Source organism: Clostridium sp. CF012, assembly GCF_018861755.1.
Lineage (GTDB): Bacteria > Bacillota > Clostridia > Clostridiales > Clostridiaceae > Clostridium_AD.
Map to the genome: position 1 here is coordinate 1 of NZ_JAHLEF010000068.1, position 4,995 is coordinate 4,995.

The 4,995-nt window shown below is 30.5% G+C and carries 6 protein-coding genes and 1 pseudogene; 2 read left to right on the plus strand and 5 right to left on the minus strand.

The features are described 5' to 3' along the window. Positions 1 to 116: 116 nt before the first annotated feature. The 5 genes from KPL50_RS26000 to KPL50_RS26020 all read right to left on the minus strand — a co-directional run bounded on the left by KPL50_RS26000 (position 117) and on the right by KPL50_RS26020 (position 2,790). Positions 117 to 650 carry a CHAP domain-containing protein gene (locus tag KPL50_RS26000; RefSeq protein ID WP_216301390.1) on the minus strand — a complete coding sequence of 178 codons (534 nt, stop codon included), beginning with the start codon at positions 648 to 650 and terminating at the stop codon, positions 117 to 119. Positions 651 to 741: 91 nt separating this feature from the next. Next, positions 742 to 1,149, minus strand: coding sequence for a hypothetical protein (locus tag KPL50_RS26005; protein ID WP_216301391.1), 408 nt, complete (start codon positions 1,147 to 1,149; stop codon positions 742 to 744). Between the two features lie 111 nt (positions 1,150 to 1,260). Continuing rightward, positions 1,261 to 1,776 (minus strand): 2'-5' RNA ligase family protein, encoded by a 516-nt coding sequence (locus KPL50_RS26010; RefSeq protein WP_216301392.1) that lies wholly within the window; start codon positions 1,774 to 1,776, stop codon positions 1,261 to 1,263. Between the two features lie 158 nt (positions 1,777 to 1,934). Then, the gene (locus tag KPL50_RS26015) at positions 1,935 to 2,372 is read right to left on the minus strand and encodes a hypothetical protein (RefSeq protein WP_216301393.1); all 438 of its coding nucleotides are present in this window, start codon (positions 2,370 to 2,372) and stop codon (positions 1,935 to 1,937) included. Between the two features lie 196 nt (positions 2,373 to 2,568). Beyond that, positions 2,569 to 2,790: a hypothetical protein gene (locus KPL50_RS26020; protein ID WP_216301394.1), complete on the minus strand. Its 222-nt coding sequence runs from the start codon at positions 2,788 to 2,790 to the stop codon at positions 2,569 to 2,571. 468 nt (positions 2,791 to 3,258) lie between these two features. Here KPL50_RS26020 and KPL50_RS26025 point away from each other — a divergent pair. Both KPL50_RS26025 and KPL50_RS26030 read left to right on the plus strand, forming a co-directional pair. Next, positions 3,259 to 3,345: pseudogene (locus tag KPL50_RS26025) on the plus strand (helix-turn-helix domain-containing protein); the annotation flags it as partial. A gap of 14 nt (positions 3,346 to 3,359) precedes the next feature. After that, complete coding sequence (locus tag KPL50_RS26030) at positions 3,360 to 4,841, plus strand: DUF4153 domain-containing protein (protein ID WP_216301395.1); 1,482 nt, start codon at positions 3,360 to 3,362, stop codon at positions 4,839 to 4,841. Positions 4,842 to 4,995 lie beyond the last annotated feature (154 nt).

Sequence of the window (4,995 nt, forward strand, 5' to 3'; positions counted from 1 at the left end):
CATTACTGATGACAACTCAAGACTCGCTACTGTTGGTTGGCTAGACCTTACTCAGACAGGATTTCCACCTGCTAGGTTAATTACCCTTAGCTGGGCGCACAATTGGAATTTGTAGATTACAGGGTATGCTCATTTTCATTATACGAGAAGTTATCTGGAATTCGGATATATGCTCGTATATGTGAATCTTTCTTCCGTTCAATTATCCCAGAGATATTATTGATATTACCTTCTGCAACAACAATTGAATTGGGTTTGTTTTCTATAACAATTCCGATATGGTCATGCTCCGAGTTATTAAAAACCTTATCAAAGAGTACAATAACTCCAATTTCAGGAGTATAAGAATCATCAGTACCTACGATATACTCTATTCTATCATCTGCTAAAGCCCATTCCTCCCAAGCACCACAACCTGCCAAATTACATGAACGACATTCGTTCGGACGTATTGGAATATCATAACTTGCTTTTTTGCAACAATAATACACAAATGCAGCACACCAATTTCTATCAGCTTTTTCTAACGACCAGTTTGGAAAATCATATATTATTAAATCAATATTTGATTCTCTCTCCATGACAAATCCGTGAAAGCATTTTAATGCCTCCGTTTTTGCTATTTTTGCCAAAGCGTTATTTGTACTCATTTTGCACCTCCTAAAATTAAATAATCTCCATTACAAATTACTATTTATCTGCATATTATATAAATAATGCTTACTTCGTCTTTTTCTACAATTATTCATTAATAATATCTAATCTACCTATATCAAAGAATATGTATGTTCCAATTAATTGTTCTTCTCTAAATTTATATCCAATATTAAATTTAGCAATACCACAATCAACAATTACTGGATTAATAGATAGAACCTGACCATATGCTGAATAAGACCACTTATTTTTTGATTTAGGAATTAAGTCTTTGATTTCATCCTCATTCTCACTAAACATTACATGATAGGGCACATCTATACCTTCCAAGTAGTCGAACCTAAGATTGTAGAGGGCTTCTTCTTTGAAATCAACAGGGCATCCAAATGCATGATAGGTCTTACCCTTAAACTCAAATATTACATCTGCCTCCTGTGCTTCTTCTGATAACCAATCCATTTTAACAATTTTTACTCTTGCTAAATCATTCATTTTAATACCCGCTCTGCTACGCATTTTATTACAGTTGCGACACCTTAAATGAAAGATACGACAGAACTGAATCTGAAATTATTTTACATCAACTCTACAAATTAGAATTTGTCAATTTAGTTCATGCTCTATTATGATAATTGATTCATCATGCTCACCAATCATTTCAACTGATATCTTTTTGACCATAGTGCTAAATTTATCATTACATTTATTTACATCATCAAATGCTTTATCAAGAAACGCCTTAGAAGATACTTTTCCAACTGTCATATGTGGAACATAATCATAAGCAATATCAAATTGCTTTAGTTTGTCTTTATATAGCATATCATGAATGTTTTTAATAACATTCATACCTTGTACTACATTTAAAAACAAATAATTTCCATATTTATCTTCCTGCATACTGAACCCTTCTAATTCAACTTTAAATGGTTGTATGTCGTTTAAACAATCTTTTAAATACAAATTTAATTCCTCATTAGTCAACTCACTATTAAAAGGAAAGACCAAAGTAATATGTGGCAACACTAACTCTGCCAATGGGTCATATTTTTTACGGATATCATTAATAACATCAATATTTTCAAATTCAGGAAAAATCATAATAGTTCTTGTTTTCATACTCACATCTCCTCTACAAATTACTATTTATTGAGTTGTTTTACATCTTTCATATGTCACATTAAATTACAAGGTTGCAACAATCTCCAAATCATGATTGTTGCAACCTTTAAGAAAAATTCGACATTCCACGAACTTTTTATCTCATTTATTTTTCATCATTTCAAGAACTCACTTACTTTATTCATACTGGGAGTTGTTTTTTTTCTAAAATAAAAAAGACCTATGGCAGGAATAACACCTAAAAAAAATGATAGTGCTACATAATGTATCATGCCATAAATTAGAGTGTTTAAAAATAACACATCACGATATACTTCTGGAAAACCGGAACTCAATGTATCCGTTATATTGGTAGCCCCCTCAACTATTAATCTGCCAAGGGTAGTCCAATATTGATTATAAATGCTTATGTTATTAGATGAAAATAAAGGTAAAGCAAGGCATATAAGTATACCTGACAATATAGTGATAAACATTATGTTGAAAAATATATATTGGAATGCTAAAAACTTTTTAATAGTTATAATAACATTAATAAAAAAAAGCATTACTGAAATCGGTAATATTAAATAATAAAGAATTGCAAGTTCCATTCATTCGTCCCTTTTATTAACAATATTTACAATTATGTCTTTAACTATATACATTCTATAAATCGTTCCAAAATCCTTCTAAATAAAGACTCCCAGAACAATTTCTTTTAGGCACAGTTACATCAACTTAAATTACAATTGCGTCTTATTTTTTTATAAATTAGAGATATATTTAATTATCACAAGGAGACTACAGCTAATTATTATTATGAGGATGAACTTGGAAATATATTATATAAGATTTGTAGACGAGAGTGGATGGATAAGGGAAAAAGAAAGAAAGATTAAGTTGTGCTACTTTAGACAATCCACTTATACCAGCATCAGTACTTTTAATAACTAATTCATTTGCAACTTTTTCCGTAGTTCCAAAACCTTCATCTGTATATTTACCCTTATCAGTAATAACAACTTCCATATTCTTGAGCCATCACAATGCAGCTTATATAAGTATCAATCTTTTGTACAGTTTTCCATCCTGAAGTATCTCTCACCCAATTGATATCACTTAAGTAAGTACAAGACTAGCCCCTTACTTAACCTAATATACCTCTAACCTCTAAGCAGCTTTCTAATATCAATAATTATTTATTGATAAACAATAAATAATTATTGATATTATTGAGCGGATGTAGTATTATAAAATTACAAACTTGTAAATGGAGGCAGTGACTTATGAAAGAGAACAAATATAATTCTATGGCCAGATTTTTGATAATTGTATTAAATGTGCTTATTGATTTTGGGGTATTAACCTTTATAAGTTTAATTATAAGTATATTAACTCCAGGGGATATTGGGGCATCAAATAGAAAATATATAGTAAACTGTATATTGTTTTTTATTTGGACTTCTTCCTTGGTATTTATTCTTTACTCTCTTAGAAAAGGCTATAAGGTTTTCTACACTGGAGGCTATTTGCAGGGAGCTTAAATGTCAACCGGGAGATATTTTGGAGTTTAGAGCAGAATAAAAGGAGGGTTTACAATGCAAATCAATGAAACTACGGAAACTAAAACTAAAGAAGGCTTATACTGCCTGTTATTTTCACTGCTGATAGGGATTATATTTGATAGATTATTTATTGATAAGGCCTTTGGTATATCCTACTTCATATTCATAGGACTGTGTATTGGATTCTTCTTATGGTCCACAAGAGACCGAATAAGCCTCGAAAAAAGCTTTGGGTGGTTTTTACTTATTCCAATTGCTTTGCTGTCCTTTAGCTTTGCAGTTCATACAGTGGAAATATTTTATTTTTTTAATGTTTTAACAGTTTCATTTCTTATGGTTACAAGCTCAATTTTAATAGTGAAGCCAAGCCTTAAATGGGATAAAGGTAGCTTTATAGTTGAAATGTTAAGAAAATGCATAGTAAATGTATTTAAAAATATTAGCAAGCCCTTTAAAATTATTAAAGCTTCAATAAATATAGGAAAAATTGTTAAAATGGAGGAAGGAAAAAAGCATATATTGATTGGTATACTTGTTTCCTTGCCTTTGCTTGTGATTTTAATATTACTTTTAAGTTCTGCAGATATGGTTTTTGGCTACTACTTTACTAACCTGACAGAGATTTTTAATAATATAAATATAGAAGAGTTTGTACCACATACCATAATTATTTTATTTATAACCTTCTATTTATTTGGTTATATTTGGAGCTTTAAGAGTGAGGAAAAAGCAATTGAGAAGAGCCTCTCAGCCCCTGATGCGCGGTGGGAGACCGTTACAATAATAACTGTATTGGTTGCTTTAAATATACTGTATCTGATTTTCACAATGATTCAATTTTCTTATCTTTATGGTGGAGATAATATAGCACTGCCTGCTAATTTTACCTATGCAGAGTATGCTAGAAAAGGCTTCTTTGAGCTGGCCGCAGTTACCTTTATCAATTTTATAATAGTGCTAAGCTGCGTGAAATATATAAAAAAAGATAATAAAAGGCTTTTAAAGATAGCAAATCTTCTTTTAACTGTGCTCGTAGCATTTACCTTAAATATGCTTTTTTCTGCTAATTTTAAGCTAACTTTGTATGAGGCTGCTTTTGGATATACTTTTTTAAGGATATCAGTGCATTTATTTATGCTGCTGCTTTTCATACTGTGCCTGGTTGTGGGTGCTGGCATTTGGTGCAAAAAAATTCCTATAGTGAAAAGCATAGTTGTGATAACAATAATTATGTATACACTAATAAACTACCTTAATATGGATGGGTTTATAGCCAGAAAAAATATAGAGCGCTATAATGAAACTGGCAAGCTGGATGCTTATTATTTGACTTCATTGTCTTTTGAAGCCGTTCCTTACTTGATTGAACTGAGAGATAAGAGCGACAGCAATATAAAAATAGTTATTGATAAAAACTTGAAATACAGAAAAGAAGTGCTTGATAAAGAAAATTCATGGACTGAATTTAATTTTAGTAAAAACAGAACTAGAAAATTATTAAACCAGGGGAGCTAAAGCCCTGGTTTTTCTATATATTTATTACTTGGAACAAAATTAATGGGAATGTAGCTAGATTTGTGTAAACAAATCTAGCTACATTATTTTTTTTGTATTAACTAATGGTATTTGTGGAAATAATATCTAATAATTAAGTGAGGAGGAATAGTTA

Bases quoted from the DNA above. Each gene is read 5' to 3' on its own strand.
- KPL50_RS26000 (WP_216301390.1), bottom strand. From the start codon at position 650: ATGAGTACAAATAACGCTTTGGCAAAAATAGCAAAAACGGAGGCATTA.
- KPL50_RS26005 (WP_216301391.1), bottom strand. From the start codon at position 1,149: ATGAATGATTTAGCAAGAGTAAAAATTGTTAAAATGGATTGGTTATCA.
- KPL50_RS26010 (WP_216301392.1), bottom strand. From the start codon at position 1,776: ATGAAAACAAGAACTATTATGATTTTTCCTGAATTTGAAAATATTGAT.
- KPL50_RS26015 (WP_216301393.1), bottom strand. From the start codon at position 2,372: ATGGAACTTGCAATTCTTTATTATTTAATATTACCGATTTCAGTAATG.
- KPL50_RS26020 (WP_216301394.1), bottom strand. From the start codon at position 2,790: ATGGAAGTTGTTATTACTGATAAGGGTAAATATACAGATGAAGGTTTT.
- KPL50_RS26030 (WP_216301395.1), top strand. From the start codon at position 3,360: ATGCAAATCAATGAAACTACGGAAACTAAAACTAAAGAAGGCTTATAC.